At 60.8% G+C, this 15,751-nt stretch carries 16 protein-coding genes; 5 read left to right on the forward strand and 11 right to left on the reverse strand.

The genetic code is table 11. From position 1 onward, the window contains the following. Positions 1-179: 179 nt before the first annotated feature. The 4 genes from BLX89_RS05110 to ureG are packed head-to-tail and all read left to right on the forward strand — an operon-like array spanning position 180 to position 2,262. On the forward strand, positions 180-476 hold the full coding sequence (locus BLX89_RS05110) for a putative quinol monooxygenase (protein WP_075289570.1): 297 nt from the start codon (positions 180-182) through the stop codon (positions 474-476). After that, complete coding sequence (ureE, locus tag BLX89_RS05115) at positions 476-946, forward strand: urease accessory protein UreE (protein WP_075289571.1); 471 nt, start codon at positions 476-478, stop codon at positions 944-946. The genes BLX89_RS05110 and ureE overlap by 1 nt, the downstream gene beginning before the upstream one ends. After that, on the forward strand, positions 939-1,610 hold the full coding sequence (locus BLX89_RS05120; protein ID WP_075289839.1) for an urease accessory protein UreF: 672 nt from the start codon (positions 939-941) through the stop codon (positions 1,608-1,610). Before ureE ends, BLX89_RS05120 begins: the two co-directional genes overlap by 8 nt. A gap of 40 nt (positions 1,611-1,650) precedes the next feature. Further along, positions 1,651-2,262: an urease accessory protein UreG gene (gene ureG, locus BLX89_RS05125; protein ID WP_075289572.1), complete on the forward strand. Its 612-nt coding sequence runs from the start codon at positions 1,651-1,653 to the stop codon at positions 2,260-2,262. A 71-nt stretch (positions 2,263-2,333) separates the two neighbouring features. Here the strand turns inward: ureG and BLX89_RS05130 are convergent, their stop codons facing one another. The 7 genes from BLX89_RS05130 to BLX89_RS05160 all read right to left on the reverse strand — a co-directional run bounded on the left by BLX89_RS05130 (position 2,334) and on the right by BLX89_RS05160 (position 11,406). Then, entirely contained in the window at positions 2,334-5,636 is a 3,303-nt protein-coding gene (locus tag BLX89_RS05130; RefSeq protein ID WP_075289573.1) for an efflux RND transporter permease subunit, read from the reverse strand. A gap of 14 nt (positions 5,637-5,650) precedes the next feature. Continuing rightward, a complete protein-coding gene (locus BLX89_RS05135; protein ID WP_075289574.1) occupies positions 5,651-6,847 on the reverse strand; it encodes an efflux RND transporter periplasmic adaptor subunit in 1,197 nt (398 codons plus the stop codon). Positions 6,848-7,304: 457 nt separating this feature from the next. Beyond that, complete coding sequence (locus BLX89_RS05140) at positions 7,305-8,297, reverse strand: ABC transporter substrate-binding protein (RefSeq protein WP_075289575.1); 993 nt, start codon at positions 8,295-8,297, stop codon at positions 7,305-7,307. A gap of 45 nt (positions 8,298-8,342) precedes the next feature. Continuing rightward, positions 8,343-9,215: an ABC transporter permease gene (locus tag BLX89_RS05145; RefSeq protein ID WP_075289576.1), complete on the reverse strand. Its 873-nt coding sequence runs from the start codon at positions 9,213-9,215 to the stop codon at positions 8,343-8,345. After that, a complete protein-coding gene (locus BLX89_RS05150) occupies positions 9,212-10,084 on the reverse strand; it encodes an ABC transporter permease (RefSeq protein ID WP_075289577.1) in 873 nt (290 codons plus the stop codon). Before BLX89_RS05150 ends, BLX89_RS05145 begins: the two co-directional genes overlap by 4 nt. After that, positions 10,081-10,422 (reverse strand): hypothetical protein, encoded by a 342-nt coding sequence (locus BLX89_RS05155; protein ID WP_075289578.1) that lies wholly within the window; start codon positions 10,420-10,422, stop codon positions 10,081-10,083. The genes BLX89_RS05150 and BLX89_RS05155 overlap by 4 nt, the downstream gene beginning before the upstream one ends. A gap of 192 nt (positions 10,423-10,614) precedes the next feature. Continuing rightward, positions 10,615-11,406: an ABC transporter ATP-binding protein gene (locus tag BLX89_RS05160; RefSeq protein WP_075289840.1), complete on the reverse strand. Its 792-nt coding sequence runs from the start codon at positions 11,404-11,406 to the stop codon at positions 10,615-10,617. A gap of 128 nt (positions 11,407-11,534) precedes the next feature. Here BLX89_RS05160 and BLX89_RS05165 point away from each other — a divergent pair, with 128 nt between their 5' ends. Continuing rightward, complete coding sequence (locus tag BLX89_RS05165) at positions 11,535-11,966, forward strand: cupin domain-containing protein (protein WP_075289579.1); 432 nt, start codon at positions 11,535-11,537, stop codon at positions 11,964-11,966. A gap of 14 nt (positions 11,967-11,980) precedes the next feature. On the opposite strand, the gene BLX89_RS05170 is transcribed toward BLX89_RS05165, so the two are convergent. The 4 genes from BLX89_RS05170 to BLX89_RS05185 are packed head-to-tail and all read right to left on the reverse strand — an operon-like array spanning position 11,981 to position 15,519. Beyond that, on the reverse strand, positions 11,981-12,370 hold the full coding sequence (locus tag BLX89_RS05170) for a hypothetical protein (RefSeq protein ID WP_143523498.1): 390 nt from the start codon (positions 12,368-12,370) through the stop codon (positions 11,981-11,983). After that, entirely contained in the window at positions 12,367-13,821 is a 1,455-nt protein-coding gene (gene hydA / locus BLX89_RS05175) for a dihydropyrimidinase (RefSeq protein WP_075289581.1), read from the reverse strand. The genes BLX89_RS05170 and hydA overlap by 4 nt, the downstream gene beginning before the upstream one ends. 13 nt (positions 13,822-13,834) lie before the next feature. Next, the gene (locus BLX89_RS05180) at positions 13,835-14,269 is read right to left on the reverse strand and encodes a contact-dependent growth inhibition system immunity protein (protein ID WP_143523499.1); all 435 of its coding nucleotides are present in this window, start codon (positions 14,267-14,269) and stop codon (positions 13,835-13,837) included. Next, entirely contained in the window at positions 14,266-15,519 is a 1,254-nt protein-coding gene (locus BLX89_RS05185; RefSeq protein WP_075289583.1) for a Zn-dependent hydrolase, read from the reverse strand. Before BLX89_RS05185 ends, BLX89_RS05180 begins: the two co-directional genes overlap by 4 nt. Positions 15,520-15,751 lie beyond the last annotated feature (232 nt).

Here is a 15,751-nt window from a genome sequence, read left to right on the forward strand (position 1 = left end):
CTCCCCGCCTGCGGGGAGAAGGAACAAGCGGCAATCTCGATCGTCCCCTCTCCCCGCGAGCGGGGGGAGGGCTAGGGTGAGGGGCAGATTCGCTACGGGCATTGGCTGCAGAGCCTCGCACCCCCCGCCATTCTCCACTACAAACGGCAGAGACCTGCCGTTCACATTCCGAGGTACCCATGATCTACGTTATCGCTTACCTGAAAGCTCATCCCGGCAAGGCTGCCGATGTTCTCGCTGCCGCCCAGCCGCTGATTGCCGAGACCCGTGCGGAAGAGGGCTGCATCACTTACGAACTCTACCAGAAGCCCGGCGAGCCCGAGAGGTTGGTCTTCGTTGAGAACTGGTCGAGCCGCGAGGCGCTGCAGGCGCATTTCGAGACTGCGCATATCGCCGCCTTCAGCAAGGCGATCGCCGAACTCGTGGCTGAAAGCCGGGTCGAGGTCGTGCATCCGGAAAAGGTCGAGGTGGTCTGATGCCCTATCGCTCGACGGAAATCCTGTCTCCCGGCACTGCAGACATCACGCCGGTCGCCACGATCGCGCTTGCGCATGATGAGCGGCATCTGCGCCGCAAGCTGCTGCATCTTCCGGATGACGATGTGGTGATGCTTGATCTCAGGGAGCCGGTGATGCTGGCTGATGGCGATCTGCTGGTGCTGGAAGGCGGCGGGCATGTCCGTATCGCAGCGACGGACGAGCCACTCTACGAGATCCTGCCGCGCGACAGACTGCACCTGATCGAACTTGCCTGGCATCTCGGCAACCGGCACCTGCCGGCCGAAATCCGCGAAGACCGTATCCTGATCCTGCGCGATGCCGTGATCCGCAACATGCTGGAAGGGCTGGGTGCTAAAGTCACCGACGTGACCTCGCCGTTTCAGCCAATGCGCGGCGCCTATCATGGTGGGCACTCCCATGGGCATGGCCACCACCATCATGGCTGATGCCATGGCCACGCAATCGCTGATCCGGCTCGTCACCTGGATGTCGCCGGCTTTTCCGGTCGGTGCCTTCTCCTATTCGGGTGGGCTGGAGCAGGCGGTTGCGGATGGACTGGTGGCCGATGCCGATGGTTTGCGGCATTGGCTGACGTCATGGGCCGAATACGGTTCCGGCTGGAATGATGCCGTTCTGTTGGCGGAGGCTTATCGCGCTTTCGGCGATGCACAGCGGCTTGCCGATGTGCGTGATCTGGCCGAGGCCCTTGGGGGTTCGCAGGAGCGGCATATGGAAACCATGCTGCAGGGCGAGGCCTTTCTCACCGCCGCTTCCCACTGGCCGCATCCCGTGCTTGAACGGGTGGGGCCGAGAGCCGCCTATCCTGTGGCCGTGGGTGCGGTTGCAGCGGCTCATGCGACGGGCCTGGAACCAACGCTGGCAGCCTATCTGCATGGCGCGCTGTCCAATCTGGTTTCCGTTGCCATTCGCTGCGGCGTGACGGGGCAGCAGGGCGGTGTCAGCGTTCTTGCCGCTCTCGAGCCGCTGATCGCGGAGATTGCGGCGCGTGCTGGCACGAGTAGCCTTGATGATCTGGGCACTGCCACTTTCGTCGCCGATATCGCGGCGCTACACCACGAAACGATGTATTCTCGGCTCTTCCGCTCCTGAGCCGTTGCTTTTCTGGAATTGATTTAGAAGGACGCTTTCGATGAAATCTGCAAACGGCCCGCTTCGCGTCGGCATCGGTGGCCCCGTCGGTTCGGGCAAGACGGCCCTGACAGACAAGCTCTGCAAGGCCATGCGCGACCAGTATTCTGTCGCCGTCGTCACCAACGACATCTACACCCGCGAGGATGCCGATGCGCTGGTGCGCATGCAGGCGCTGCCGTCGGACCGCATCGTCGGCGTCGAGACCGGCGGCTGCCCGCACACGGCCATTCGCGAGGATGCGACGATCAACCTACAGGCTATCGCCGACCTCAACCGCCGCATTCCCGATCTCGACGTCGTCTTCATCGAATCCGGCGGCGACAATCTGGCCGCGACCTTCTCGCCCGATCTCGCCGATATCACCATCTATGTGATCTCGGTCTGCCAGGGCGAGGAAATTCCCCGAAAGGGCGGGCCGGGCATCACCCGCTCCGATCTGCTGGTCATCAACAAGAAGGACTTGGCTCCTTACGTCGGCGCCGATCTCGATGTGATGCAAAACGATGCCGACCGCATGCGCCAGTCGAAGCCGTTTGTCTTTTCCGACATGAAGCGTGGCGATGGCGTCGATCGCATCGTCGAGTTCCTGCGGGTCGAAGGCGGGCTTTGACGGCTTAATCACAAACAAAGAAAGCCCGGCCGTGTGGAAAACGCGGCCGGGCTTTTGCGTTTGGTGTCGCCTTATTCGGCCGCGAGCGCCGGGTGGCTGATGACGTTGCCGGTGCGCTTGGGGCCTTCCAGCCTGTCCAGGCGCTCCTGGATCTCGTCGATTGTCTTGCCCTGTTCGGTGACGATGCCGGTGAGGGCCTCGTTTTCCAGAACCTCGAGTTCCTCGTCCTTCCTGCCGACCATGCGGCCGAAGAGCCAGCCGAGCAGGCGGGAAACGTCGTCCATGATCAGGAAGAACGCGGGCACGACGACCAGCGACAGCACGGTAGACACGATGATGCCGCCGATAACCGCAATCGCCATCGGTGCGCGGAACGAGCCACCCTCGCCGACGCCGAGCGCGGACGGGATCATGCCCGCCGACATGGCGATCGAGGTCATGATGATCGGCTGGGCGCGCTTGCGGCCCGCCTCGATCATCGCCTGAACCCGGTTCATGCCGTGGCGTTTCATCTCGACCGCGAAATCGACCAGCAGGATCGCGTTCTTGGTGACGATGCCCATCAGCATCAGCACCCCGATCATCACGGGCATCGAGAAGGCGTTGCGGGTCACGATCAGCGCCACTGCGACACCACCGATGGCAAGCGGCAGCGAAAACAGGATGGTGAAGGGCTGGATCACATCCTTGAAGAGCAGGATGAGAACGACCAGAACCATCAGGAGGCCGAGCAGCATGGCGTTGCCGAAGCTCTGCATCATCTCGCTCTGGATCTTGGCGTCGCCGCTTTCCGCAAGCCGAACCGTCGGTGGCAGCTTCGTCTCCTCGACGATGCGCTTGAACTCGGCTGTCGAGGTGTCGAGCGCCGTGCCCTGCGGCACGTCGGAACCGATGGAGGCCACCCGGTTGCGGGCGTTGCGCAGGATCGAGCTCGGACCCTCGGCGTAGCTGAGATCCGCAATGCTATCGATCGGCACGGTCGCGCCGGATGCGGTCTTCACCTTGAGAGAGCCGATCGCCTGCAGGTCACGACGCACATCGAGCGAGGTCTGGACCCGGATCGGGATAAGACGATCGTCGAGCGAGATCTTGGTGAGAGCCGAATCGACATCGCCAGTCGTTGCCACGCGGATCGTCTGCGAAATCTGCTGCGGCGTGATGCCCAGCCGAGCGATTTCATCCTTGCGGGGGAAGATTTGTAGTTCCGGACGGGGCAGGGCGCCTTCCGAGCTGACGTTGGACAGGATCGGCGATGCACGCAGCTTTGCTTCCAGCGTGCCGACGGCATCGTTCAGGTCCTGCTCGTTCGAGGACAGGAAGTTGAAGGTCAGTTCGCGCTCGCCACGGTCATTGAGCTTGGTGATGCGAACGTCCGGTATGTCCTTGAGGTTGGCGAAAATATCCTTTTCGACATCCCACTGCGGACGGGTGCGACCCTCCAGTTCCATCTTCGGCATGTACTGGCCGATAAGGGGCAGGCCGCCCAGCCCCTTGTTGACGAGCGTCTTGACCAGCGAATGATCGATCTTGCCGAGGATGACGCGCACGGTGGCGCGGCGCAGCTCGAGATCACCCTTGGGCGAGGCGCCACCGAGCACGAAGACGCTCTCGACGCCATCGACGTCGCGGATCGCATCATAGATTCGGGTGGTCGTTTCATCGGTTTCTGCGAGCGTCGCGTTCGGCGGCAGCTCGACGGAAAGAACGACACGCGACGAGTCATCCGGCGGCATGAAGCTGCCCGGCACTTGCGCCATCAGGTAGAGCGAGCCAACGAGGAAGGCGATGGCGCCAAACATGGTCGCGTAGCGCATGTACCAGCGCGACGTCGTGAAACTGATAAGGCGCGTATAGCCCTTCATCATGCGGCCGTCATTGTCGTGATGGTCGTCCACGCCGTCTTCCGGCCGCATCAGATAGGCGGCCATCAGCGGCGTGATGAGACGCGCCACCATGAGCGAGAAGAACACGGAGAAGGCAACCGTCAGGCCGAACTGGATGAAATACTGGCCGGCGATGCCGGGCATGAACGACACCGGCACGAAGACGGCGATGATGGTGAAGCTTGTCGCAATAACAGCGAGACCGATTTCATCGGCCGCATCAAGCGAGGCCCTATAGGGCGTTTTGCCCATCTTGATGTGTCGCGCGATGTTCTCGATTTCAACGATCGCGTCATCGACGAGAATACCGGTCGCGAGCGTCAACGCCAGGAAGCTGACGAGGTTCAACGAGAAGCCCATCAGGTCCATGATCCAGAAGGTCGGGATTGCGGACAAGGGCAAGGCGACGGCGGCAATGAGGGTCGCCCGCCAGTTGCGCAGGAAGAGCAGAACCACGATGACGGCGAGGATCGAGCCTTCCATCAGCGTGTGGAGGGCAGCCTCATAGTTTCCGTAGGTGAAGTAGACGGAATCGTCCACCATCGCGATATCCACCTGGGGATGGGCGGCACGCACCCCGTCGAGGCTCTTGGCGACGGTTTCGGCAACCGACACTTCGCTGGCGCCCTTCGAGCGGAAGACGGCGAAAGTGACGGAAGCATCTCCGTTGAAACGCGAGAAGGACTTCGGCTCTTCATAAGTATCGGTGACGGTGCCGAGATCGGACAGCTTTACGAACCGGCCGTTCGGCAGCGCAATTGTGGTGTTGGCAAGCTGCGCGACATTGCGGGCGTCGCCGAGCGTGCGTATGGTCTGCTCATTGCCACCGATCTGGCCGCGGCCGGACCCGAGATCGACGTTGGTGCTGCGCAGCTGGTTGTTCACATCCGGCGCGGTGATGCCGAAGGAATCGAGCTTGTTGGGATCGAGCTCCACGCGAATTTCACGGTCGGAGCCACCGTAACGGTCGATACGGCCAACGCCGATCTGGCCCTGAAGCGCACGCTTGATCGTGTCATCCACGAACCAGGAAAGCTCTTCCAGCGTCATATCCGGAGAGGTTACCGAAAAGGTCTGGATCGCCTGGCCTTCGACGTCGATCTTGGTGACGACGGGCTCCTCGACATCGGCGGGCAGGTCACTGCGGATGCGATCAATGGCATCCTTCGTATCCTGCACAGCCTCTTCAGTCGGCTTCTCGATGCGGAAGACAACGGAGGTCACAGACTGGCCGTCCGTCACCGTCGACTGGATTTCATCGACGCCGGCGATGGAGGCTACCGCGTCCTCGACCTCCTTCGTCACCTGCATTTCCAGCTCGGACGGCGAAGCGCCGTTCTGGGTCACGGTGATGGCGACGACGGGAACGTCGATGTTCGGGAAGCGGGTGATGGGCAGCGCAAAGAAGGATTGCAGCCCGAGGAACAGCAGCAGCGCGAAACCGAGGATCGGCGCGATTGGATTTCGGATCGCCCAGGCGGAGAAATTCATCTCTTTAACCTCAATCAGTTCGAAACGGTTTCAGCGCCGGCGAGCACCGGCTTGATGCGATCTCCATCGCGCACGAAGGCGCCGGCCTTGGTGATGACCTTGTCACCTTTGGCGAGGCCGCTGCGGATTTCGATGAAGCCGCCGTCCTCTATGCCGGTCTCGATCTTGGCGACCTTGGCAACGTCGCCATCGACCTTGCGCGTGACCATGCCGTCCTTGGACTTTGTCACCGCCGAGAGCGGCAGGACGAGAGCGTCCTTCTCCGTCACGATGATCTGGGCGCGGGCATACATGCCGACGCGGGCCTTATCGGTGTCGAGCAGGCTGATATACACGTTACCAAGACGGGTCTGGGTATCGACCACCGGAGAGATCAGGCGCACCTTGCCCTCGATTTCGGTCTTGCCATCCGCCAAGGTTACCTTCGCGCGCTGGCCGATTTCGAGTTTCGGCAGGTCGGTTTCGATGATCTCGGCCGATATTTCGACGGCACCGTCGCGGATGATCGTGAAGAGCGGTTCGCCGCCGCCATTGGCAATGGCGCCGACCTTTGCGGTGCGGGCGGAAATCACGCCGGAGACCGGCGTTTTGACGTCCGTGCGGGCCAGCCGCAGGTCGATATCGGAAATCTGGGCTTCGACCACCTTGATGTCGGCATTGGCGACGGAAACCAGCTGCTCGGCGGAGTTGACCCGCGCGAGTGCCGCTGTCGCCGCGGCCTTTTCCTGATCGCGCTGCGCGGTTGACACCGAGCCTGCTTCAGCCAGCTTCTTCGAGCGCTCGCTCACGCGCACCGCTTCTTCGGCATTGGCCTGCGCTTCGGCAAGCTGTGCCTCGTACTGGGCAAGCGAAGCCTTGGCCTTGGCAAGGCTTGCGGCATACTGGCTCTTCTGCAGTTCCAGCATGTCCGGGTTCAGCGTCGCAAGCGTGCTGTCGGCTTCGACGCGATCGCCGACATCGGCATTCAGGGTGCGGATCGAAAGCCCGTCGACGAGGGGCGAAACAAAGGTTTCCTCGACGGCCTTGACGGCGCCGGTCGCAACCACACGGTCGATAATGTGGCGGGTCTGGACCTCTGAAACGACAATGGATGGCAAGGCCTGTTCCGTCTTGGCAGGGGCTGCTGCTTCCTGCGCAAGGGCCGTGCTTGCCTGAAGGCCCAGGAGCAGGGTTGTCAGGACACCAAACGCGAACGTCGTCTTACGGGCCATCGGCTCACTTCCTAAAAATTCCGGATAAACTGTTGGCAACAGCGCCAGTCCCTCCTTAGGAGGATACGCCGCTGCCAGCCTCTGCATAATTCCTTCAACCGCAATCGATCCAAGGAAAATTATGCAGCAGATTTAAAGCGTTACAGCAACTTTGGCGCGTCATTACCGAAGCGCGGCGCTGTCATGGAATGGGAAGGATACCAGCTCAGGCTCTTCCTGAGAAAAATCTCCCCCACACTCTCCTCAAACTGCCTCAAGGCTTATTTAAGCGGGCACTTTTGAGGATGCAAGATCAGTCATAAAAAAGAATGGTGCCTCAATATTCCATTTTTTAGGCCTCTTCGAGGCAATTTTTGTTTCGCAATGTATACGGCTAAAAAAGTGTTTCCATCTGTTGCAAATGAGAAACGCGCGGGTTTTGACGCCCGCGCGTTTTTCTGCCTGAAGTTTCCGATGCCTACTTCAGGGCAGCATCGGTGATTTCGTGCGTCCAGGCACCTTCAGGTGCCTTGGTGATGACCGGATCGGAACCACCCTTCAGCAGGGAATCGACCGTGCGCTTGTAGTCCGCTTCATCCAGAGCGCCATTGGAGCCGGCCGTCAGCTTGGCGACTTCGCCCATCATGCGCTTCTGATGCTCTTCCGTCTGCGCGCCGGTGGCGTCGTTCTCGAGAACGATGTCGGCCGCTTCATCCGGATTGGCTTCGGCGTATTTCCAGCCCTTCATCGACGCGCGGACGAACTTGACCATCTTTTCCTTGAAGGCCGGGTCCTTGAGCTTGTCTTCGAGGACGTAGAGGCCGTCTTCCAGCGTCGCAACGCCCTGATCTTCATACTTGAAGGTCACGAGGTCTTCCGCCTTGATGCCGGCATCGATGACCTGCCAGTATTCGTTGTAGGTCATGGTGGAGATGCAGGCAGCCTGCTTCTGGATCAGCGGGTCGACGTTGAAGCCCTGCTTCAGCACGGTCACGCCATCCGGGCCGCCATCGGTCTTGAGGCCAAGCTGGCTCATCCACGACAGGAACGGATATTCGTTGCCGAAGAACCAGACGCCGAGGGTCTTGCCCTTGAAGTCCGCAGGCGTTGCAACGCCAGATTCCTTGAGGCAGGTCAGCATCATGCCCGAGGACTTGAACGGCTGAGCGATGTTGACCAGCGCCACGCCCTTCTCGCGGGTGGCGAGAGCGGACGGCATCCAGTCGACGACGACGTCAGCACCGCCGCCGGCGATGACCTGCGGAGGGGCGATGTCCGGGCCGCCCGGCTTGATTTCGACATCGAGGCCTTCTTCTTCATAGAAGCCCTTGTCCTTGGCGACGTAATAGCCAGCGAACTGGGCCTGGGTGACCCACTTCAGCTGCAGCGTCACCTTTTCTGCCGCCATGGCCTGGAAGGCCGAAAGCGAAAATGCACCTGCGAGCAGCAGGGATGCCAGTTTTGTCTTCATTTTCAGTTCCCTCTTATTATGCCCGCCCTTTTTGGGCAGACCCTTTTATGACGTCTGTCCACCACGGACAGACGGATGCCAGAACGTGACGGCGCGCTCAACGAGTGCGACGATCCCGTAGAAGGCGGAGCCAGCCACCGCGGCAACCGCGATTTCGGCCCAGACCATGTCGACGTTCATGCGGCCCACTTCGGTCGAAATTCGAAAGCCCATGCCGACGATCGGCGTGCCGAAGAATTCCGCCACGATGGCACCGATGAGGGCGAGCGTGGAATTGATTTTCAGTGCATTGAATATGAATGGCCACGCCGCGGGAAGACGCAATTTGATGAGCGTCTGGAACCAGCTGGCGGCATAAGTGTGCATCAGGTCCTTTTCCATCTGGCTGGCGGCAGCAAGGCCGGAAACGGTGTTCACCAGCATCGGGAAAAAGGTCATGATGACGACTACCGCGACCTTCGACTGCCAGTCGAAGCCGAACCACATGACCATGATCGGCGCGACGCCGACGACCGGTAGCGCCGAGACGAAATTCCCGAGCGGCAACAGGCCTTTCTGGAGGAACGGCGAGCGATCAATGGCGATGGCGACGAGAAAACCGAGACCGCAGCCCATGACATAGCCGGTGATGACGGACTTGAGGAAGGTCTGGCGGAAATCGGCCCAGAGCGTCGGCAGAGAATTGATGAGCCGCGTCCAGATCATCGATGGCGGCGGCAGCAGCACCGAAGGGATGTTGAAGCCGCGCACGATGCCTTCCCAAAGCACAAGGATGCTGATGCCGAACAACAATGGTACGGCAATGCGGATGATGCGCTGAAGGACGCGATCCTTGGTTTTGACCCGCACCAGCCATTCGTTGATGGCCCAGGCTAAAAGCCAGAAGGCGATGGCGCCGTAGAGGAAACCCGACGTCATGGTTTCACTCCCATGCGCTTGAGGACAGCGGTGTGCGCGGTGCCGACGATTGCAACCAGCACGGCGGCAAGCGCCGCCGCCATGAATAGAGCGGACCAGATCTGCACCGTCTGGCCGTAATAGGAGCCGGCCAGCAGGCGGGCGCCAAGGCCGGCGACGGCGCCGGTCGGCAGTTCGCCGACGATTGCGCCAACCAGCGAGATGGCGATCGCCACCTTCAGCGAGGTGAAGAGATAGGGCATCGAAGCCGGCCAGCGCAGCTTCCAGAAGGTCTGGGCCGGGGAGGCGTAATAGGTGTGCATCAGGTCGAGCTGGATCTGTTCCGGGCTGCGCAGGCCCTTCACCATGCCGACGACGATGGGGAAGAAGCTGAGATAGGTCGAGATTAGCGCCTTCGGCAGCAGTCCGGCGATGCCGATGGCGTTCAGCACCACGATGATCATCGGCGCGATGGCGAGGATCGGGATCGTCTGGCTGGCGATGACCCAGGGCATCAGCGAACGATCCATGGCGCGGTTGTGCACGATGCCGACCGCGAGCAGGATGCCGAGAACGGTGCCGATGCCGAAGCCGACGAGGGTGGCGGAAAGCGTGATCCAGGCGTGGTAGACGAGGCTGCGCTTGGACGTGACCGGCTTGTTGAAGGTCGTATCCCAGATTTCCGCAATCACCTGATGGGGTGCGGGCAGAACCGGTCGTTCCTGGAACATGGTTTTCGGAACGATTTCCGAAAAGGTGATCGTGGTTCCGGCACGCCCTGCCGTGTCGCGCTCGAAAGGCGCGTTGAGATAGATGGCGGCGACGTACCAGATCGCGATCAGGATGAGGACGATGGTGAGGACCGGGAAAACCTTGTCACGCATGGTCATGACGAGGCCCCTCCGCCTGTCGGAAACAGCATCAGGGCCATGGCGACGAAGCCGAGCGCGACGCCGGCCATCTGCGTTGTCGTCAGGCGCTCTCCGAAGATGGCGAAGGCGATGACGTTGATGAGCAGCAGTTGCGCGATGGCGGACGCGGAGATCGCAAGGCCAAGCCCGCCTTCGCGCATCAGCTTCACCATCATCAGGTTGCCGACGCAATAAAGGCCGAGGGAGAAGAGAAGGACGAGGATATTGTTGTTGGCGACGTAATAGCGCGACGCGGTCGCGGCACTGAGGAAAACGGCCATGGCGGCGGCAAGCCAGAGGATGAAGGCGGGATTCATGATTGGGCCTGCGGGGCATGTTTGATTGCATGTTTGAAAGGATTGCAGAGTGGCATACCCCCCTCTGTCAGCTTTACTGACATCTCCCCCTCAAGGGGGGAGATCGGGAGCGAGAGGTTGCCCCTAGCCAATCTCCCCCCTTGAGGGGGAGATGTCACGAAGTGACAGAGGGGGGTATTCCCAGCCAAATCCCTACTCATCATAGCTATGCCCCGCTCTCAGGCCATCGCGGACGCGGCTGGCGATTTCGAGGAATTCGGGGCTTTCGCGGATATCCAGCGGGCGTTCCCGCGGCAGCGTGGATTCGATCACGTCGGTCACGCGGCCGGGACGGGGGCTCATGACGACGATCTTGGTGGAGAGGTAAACGGCCTCGGGGATAGAGTGGGTGACGAAGCAGATTGTCTTGTTCGTGCGGTCCCAGAGTTCCAGCAGCTGTTCGTTCAGATGGTCCCGGACGATTTCATCCAATGCGCCAAAGGGCTCGTCCATCAGCAGAAGATCGGCATCGAAGGCGAGCGCGCGCGCAATCGAGGCGCGCTGCTGCATGCCGCCGGAGAGCTGCCAGGGGAATTTCTTGCCGAAGCCGGCGAGGTTCACGAGCTCGAGCGTACGGGCAATCCGCTGTTCCTGCTCGGCCTTGGAATAGCCCATGATCTCCAGCGGTAGGGCGATGTTCTTCTCGATCGTGCGCCAGGGATAAAGTGCGGCCGCCTGAAAGACATAGCCATAGGAGCGGTTCTTGCGGGCGTCTTCCGGCGTCGTGCCGTTGACGGTGATCGAGCCGGAGGTCGGCTTTTCGAGATCGGCGATGACGCGCAGGAACGTCGTCTTGCCGCAGCCGGAAGGCCCGATGAAGGAGACGAAATCGCCCTTCTTCACATCGAGGTTGACGCCGGTCAGCGCCGTGACCGGGCCGTCGCTGGTCTGAAAGGTGAGGCCGAGGTCGCGTGCGGAGACGACCGATGCAAGGTTGGAAGTCATGGTCGCTCCTGCGCTCCGCCCCGTCAAATCCTTTTGAAGCCCGGAGGCTTGCTGTTTCGAAATATCGTACGTCATATTTTCCAGTTACGGTATGGTGCGGTAAAGCGCGTGCATCGGGAGGATGAGGGATGTCGAAACTTGAAAAAGTCGCAGTCGAGGAAAAGCCGACCTGCCATGTTGTCCGCACGGGACACACCTATGACGGCAAGCAGGGGTTCAGCTATTTCGAGGGCATTTCGGCCGAGGCGGTCGGGGCAAAGGGCATCTGCATGCACCTTCTGACGATCCCGCCGGGCGGCCGCGCCAAGGCGCATATGCACGAAAGCCATGAGACGGCGATCTACATGCTCTCCGGCGAGGCCCATACCTGGTACGGCGACCGGCTGGAGAACCATGTGATCGTGAAAGCCGGCGAGATGTTTTATATCCCGGCGGGCGTGCCGCATCTGCCCGCCAATCTGTCGGACGCGCCCTGCAGCGCCGTGATCGCGCGCACGGACCCGAACGAGCAGGAGAGCGTGGTGCTGCTGCCCGAACTGGAAGCTCTGGTCAAAATCTGAGGCTCGGCGGCAATTCATTCGCATTTCGGAAGCGGTCCCCAGTTAGTGCCGTCCGAGAAGGTCACCGTCATCGCAGTGCCATCGACAGATGGCGTGATGGTGATGTCTTGCGGCTCTGCCTTCTGGCCTTCTTCCTCGCAGTCCACCGTTGCCGTATACGCGGTGCCGTTGAGCTGCGGCGGCTTGGAGAAGGCACAGTAGGAAGCGGCCGTCGTGATGGCCTCCGTGTTCAGAAGGAAGAATACGTCCGCGCCCGAGCTTTCCCCCGTCTTGGCATAGTGACAACCCTCGGTATTGCCGAAGGCAGCGGCTGGAAAGCCGCCTTCGGCAGAGGCGATGCTTGAGGCGCTCGCCGCCAGGGCGACCGCGCATGCGACGGTGCGGAAGCCCTGAAACATTGTCATACGCCGCTCGCCGGAATGCCGGAGCGTTCGACCTTGCGCGGTGCCGTCAGTTCCTTCCATGTCGACAGTGCCTTGTTGACGGCAGTGAAGGGCTCGCGGGACACAAACTTGCCGTGGCCTTCCTGTGTCTTGACCGTACCTTCCTCGATGGCGACTACGCCGCGGGTCAGGGTGTAGCGCGGCAGGCCGGTTACTTCCTTGCCCTCGAAGACGTTGTAGTCGATCGCCGATTGCTGGTTCGTGGCGGTGATGGTCTTCGACCGCTTCGGGTCCCAGACGACGATATCGGCATCGGCGCCGACGAGGATCGCGCCCTTGCGGGGATAGACGTTGAGGATCTTGGCGATGTTGGTGGAGGTGACGGCCACGAACTCGTTCATGGTGATGCGGCCGGTCGCCACGCCGTAGGTCCAGAGCATCGGCATGCGGTCTTCGAGGCCGCCGGTGCCGTTGGGGATCTTGCGGAAATCGCCGGCGCCCGTGCGTTTTTGCGCTGTCGTGAAGGCGCAATGGTCGGTCGCGACCACCTGCAGCGAACCTGCCGCCAGACCTGCCCAGAGGCTGTCCTGATGCTGCTTGTTGCGGAACGGCGGCGACATGACGCGGCGGGCGGAGTGATCCCAGTCCTTGTTGAAATATTCGGTTTCATCGAGCGTCAGGTGCTGGATCAGCGGCTCGCCATAGACGCGCATGCCGTTCTGGCGGGCGCGGCGGATGGCTTCGTGCGCCTGTTCGCAGGAGGTGTGGACGACATAGAGCGGCACGCCGGCCATATCGGCGATGATGATGGCGCGGTTTGTCGCTTCGCCTTCGACGGAGGCGGGGCGCGAATAGGCGTGGCCTTCGGGGCCGTTGTTACCTTCGTCCATCAGCTTCTGCTGCATGGCGGCGACGACATCGCCGTTTTCGGCATGGACGAGCGGCAGCGCGCCGAGCTCGGCGCAGCGGGAGAACGAGGCGAACATCTCGTCGTCGTTCACCATCAGCGCGCCCTTGTAGGCCATGAAGTGCTTGAAGGTGTTGATGCCCTTTTCCTGCACGATGGTCTTCATGTCGTTGAAGACCTGCTCGCCCCACCATGTCACCGACATATGGAAGGAATAATCGCAATTGGCGCGGGTGGATTTGTTGTCCCAGCGCTTCAGCGCATCGAGCAGCGACTGGCCGGGATCGGGCAGGCAGAAATCGACCACCATGGTCGTGCCGCCGGAGAGGGCTGCGCGGGTGCCGCTTTCGAAATCGTCGGAGGAATAGGTACCCATGAAGGGCATTTCGAGATGCACATGCGGATCGATGCCACCGGGCATGACATAACAGCCGGTTGCATCCAGCGTCTCGTCGCCCGAAAGGTTCAGACCGATCTCGATGATCTTGCCACCCTCGATCTTCACGTCCGCCTTATAGGTCAGGTCCGCCGTGACGATGGTTCCGCCCTTGATGACTGTGGTCATTTCTACTTCCTCTTTATCTTTTTTTGTGGGTCTTTTGTTGTGATGACTGAATGGGAAGGCTGAGAAATCTTTGTATGATGGTATTTAATTTGGAGTCGTCAGACTGAACGCATTTAGCAATGTTCGCCATTTCTTCGTGGAGATCGGAATTCTCTTTCCAAAATGACGGGTTAATTTCGATACAAGCAGCCAGCAAATCTCCAGGATAGTAGGTGGCATCGTAAAGCGGGTCTTCACGCAATGTTGCGAGAGCAATTGGAACAACGTAGTCCAGCCCAAAGTTTTGACCGAGCAAAATCCTAACTTCATCGAGATTAAGGTCGGCTATCGGTTTACGTAGTGCTACGTTAATTTTTTTGACTAAACCGCTTGGATAGCTGTCACCTTCATCCGGCCAAGCCAAGTGCCAATTTAAGCTTCGGCGCGGGTTCATCGCGCTATCTTTCACTCCACAATCCCCGCCGTCTCCACGACCGCATGGAACAGCACATCGCAACCCGCTGCCGCCCATTCCTTGGAGATGTCTTCAGCCTCGTTGTGGCTCAAACCGCCGACGCAGGGGCACATGACCATCGTGGCCGGCGCCACCTTGGCGGCCCAGCAGGCGTCGTGGCCGGCGCCGGAGATGATGTTCATATGGCTGTAGCCGAGCTTTTCGGCGGCGGTGCGCACCGCCGTCACCAGTGTCGGATCGAAGGTCACCGGCGCGAAATGGCCGATGGCCTCGATCGAGCAGCCGACGCCGAGCGCTTCTGTGATCTTCGGCGCCTCGGCCTCGATCTTCGCGCGCATGCGGTCGAGCTTCGCCTTGTCCGGCGAGCGGATATCGACGGTGAAGACCACCTTGCCCGGCAGCACGTTGCGGGAGTTCGGCGTGAAGAACACCTGGCCGACACCGCCGACGGCGCCCGGTTGCTCGCCCATGGCGACATCCTGCACCATCTCGATGATGCGCGACATGGCAAGGCCGGCATTGACCCGCAGGTTCATAGGCGTCGAGCCGGTATGCGCTTCCCTACCAGTCAGCGTGAATTCCAGCCACCAGAGCCCCTGACAGTGCGTTACCACGCCTATCTGCTTGTCCTCGGCTTCGAGGATCGGGCCCTGCTCGATGTGATATTCGAAATAGGCGTGCATTTTTCGCGCGCCGACCTCTTCGTCGCCCAACCAGCCGATGCGCTTCAGTTCGTCGCCATAGGTCTTGCCCTCGGGGTCCTTGCGGCCATAGGCGTAGTCCAGCGTATGCACGCCGGCAAAGACGCCGGAGGCGAGCATGGCCGGCGCAAAGCGCGCGCCTTCTTCGTTCGCCCAGTTGGTCACGACGATCGGGTGCTTCGTCTTGATGCCCATGTCGTTCATGGTGCGCACGACTTCGAGCGCTGCGAGCACGCCGAGAACGCCGTCATATTTGCCGCCGGTCGGCTGGGTGTCGAGATGGCTGCCGACATAGACGGGCAGTGCATCGGGATCGGTGCCGGGACGGGTCGCGAACATCGTGCCCATCTTGTCGACGCCCATGGTGAGGCCGGCATCCTTGCACCACGTCTGGAACAGGTGGCGGCCTTCGCCGTCTTCATCCGTCAGGGTCTGGCGATTGTTGCCGCCGGCAATGCCGGGGCCGATCTTCGCCATGTCCATAAGACTATCCCACAGGCGGTCGGCATTGACGCGCATGTTCTCGCCCGGTGCAGCTACCATGGCTCAACTCCTCATCAGTTTTTACGGTGGCGCGTGGCGCTCCCGGCAGTTCCCGTCCGGTCAGATCGGGGCGGTTTTTTTGGACGCCCTTCGATCAGTCGTTGCCTTTGGTTTTGAACTGACTGATAATTTGACCGTTTGGTAAACACTACAACTTCCGTTGCCGCACTCAAGACGGAAAATATAAAAATCGGCATTGTTGCCCAAAAAAATAGCGGGCATAATTTTCAGG

This window comes from Pararhizobium arenae (genome assembly GCF_001931685.1).
In the GTDB taxonomy this organism is placed as follows: Bacteria; Pseudomonadota; Alphaproteobacteria; order Rhizobiales; family Rhizobiaceae; genus Pararhizobium; species Pararhizobium arenae.

Bases quoted from the DNA above. Each gene is read 5' to 3' on its own strand.
- hydA (WP_075289581.1), bottom strand. From the start codon at position 13,821: ATGACCACAGTCATCAAGGGCGGAACCATCGTCACGGCGGACCTGACC.
- BLX89_RS05130 (WP_075289573.1), bottom strand. From the start codon at position 5,636: ATGAATTTCTCCGCCTGGGCGATCCGAAATCCAATCGCGCCGATCCTC.
- BLX89_RS05160 (WP_075289840.1), bottom strand. From the start codon at position 11,406: ATGACTTCCAACCTTGCATCGGTCGTCTCCGCACGCGACCTCGGCCTC.
- ureG (WP_075289572.1), top strand. From the start codon at position 1,651: ATGAAATCTGCAAACGGCCCGCTTCGCGTCGGCATCGGTGGCCCCGTC.
- BLX89_RS05170 (WP_143523498.1), bottom strand. From the start codon at position 12,370: ATGACAATGTTTCAGGGCTTCCGCACCGTCGCATGCGCGGTCGCCCTG.
- ureE (WP_075289571.1), top strand. From the start codon at position 476: ATGCCCTATCGCTCGACGGAAATCCTGTCTCCCGGCACTGCAGACATC.
- BLX89_RS05120 (WP_075289839.1), top strand. From the start codon at position 939: ATGGCTGATGCCATGGCCACGCAATCGCTGATCCGGCTCGTCACCTGG.
- BLX89_RS05140 (WP_075289575.1), bottom strand. From the start codon at position 8,297: ATGAAGACAAAACTGGCATCCCTGCTGCTCGCAGGTGCATTTTCGCTT.
- BLX89_RS05145 (WP_075289576.1), bottom strand. From the start codon at position 9,215: ATGACGTCGGGTTTCCTCTACGGCGCCATCGCCTTCTGGCTTTTAGCC.
- BLX89_RS05110 (WP_075289570.1), top strand. From the start codon at position 180: ATGATCTACGTTATCGCTTACCTGAAAGCTCATCCCGGCAAGGCTGCC.
- BLX89_RS05150 (WP_075289577.1), bottom strand. From the start codon at position 10,084: ATGACCATGCGTGACAAGGTTTTCCCGGTCCTCACCATCGTCCTCATC.
- BLX89_RS05165 (WP_075289579.1), top strand. From the start codon at position 11,535: ATGTCGAAACTTGAAAAAGTCGCAGTCGAGGAAAAGCCGACCTGCCAT.
- BLX89_RS05135 (WP_075289574.1), bottom strand. From the start codon at position 6,847: ATGGCCCGTAAGACGACGTTCGCGTTTGGTGTCCTGACAACCCTGCTC.
- BLX89_RS05155 (WP_075289578.1), bottom strand. From the start codon at position 10,422: ATGAATCCCGCCTTCATCCTCTGGCTTGCCGCCGCCATGGCCGTTTTC.
- BLX89_RS05185 (WP_075289583.1), bottom strand. From the start codon at position 15,519: ATGGTAGCTGCACCGGGCGAGAACATGCGCGTCAATGCCGACCGCCTG.